The sequence below is a fragment of the Streptococcus intestinihominis genome (genome assembly GCF_046824975.1).
Lineage (GTDB): Bacteria > Bacillota > Bacilli > Lactobacillales > Streptococcaceae > Streptococcus.
Genome location: NZ_JBKQBL010000001.1, coordinates 381,841 through 382,596, shown reverse-complemented (window position 1 = coordinate 382,596; position 756 = coordinate 381,841). Strand labels below are relative to the sequence as shown.

Below are 756 nucleotides of genomic sequence, written 5' to 3'. Positions count from 1 at the left end.
AAGCCTTGGATGGACAAGCTAATCTAGTCAAAGAGAAAGACGCTCTTTCTGCTCTGACAGAGGAAGCGACTGCTCTATTAGCAAGCAAGCCAAATCACCCTTCTGGTGACGCTTTACAGGCACTGGTTGAGAAAAATAAAGAACTCCTAGACTCTTCAGAACTCACTCCTGAAGCGCTCGCAACCGCAAAAACAGGTCTAGAAACCTTGATTGCGCTCCTAAAAGAAGATAAGCCGGCTGTCTTTGTAGACCCTGCGACTGGAGTCGAAGTTCAATTCTCTAACTTGGAGCCTACTGCTATTAAGGGACTAAAAGTCGCGAAAGTTGAAGCCAATCAGGCAGAAAAAGAAGAGCTGAAGGGACGAGAAGCGACTATCTTTGATATCGAAGGAGTCGATGCAAGTGGTCAGGATGTCGATACCCAGCATCCATCACTTGTGAAAATCCCTGTGGATAAGGATAAAGAAGTGGAGCAAGTCCTCTTCTTCCCAGAAGGTCAAGCACCTCAATCCTTGGCCTTTGAGAGAGTTGGAGATGTAGTTATCTTTACAGCTCCTCATTTTACCCACTATGCGATTGTCTATAAGCCAGCCAAAACGGAAGGACCAGATCAACCGATCCAACCAGAGGAGCCGGCTAAACCTGATCAGCCTGTTCAACCGGCTCAACCAAATCAGCCAGTCCAACCAAGTACCCCAGTGACTCCGGATCCAGCTAATCCACTGAAGCCTACAAATTCATCTCAAGTGGATCAGT

1 pseudogene is annotated in these 756 nt (G+C 47.1%); it reads left to right on the top strand.

Annotated features, from left to right (window positions below):
• Positions 1-756, top strand: a pseudogene (locus ACLOR3_RS02025) (endo-beta-N-acetylglucosaminidase); the annotation flags it as partial.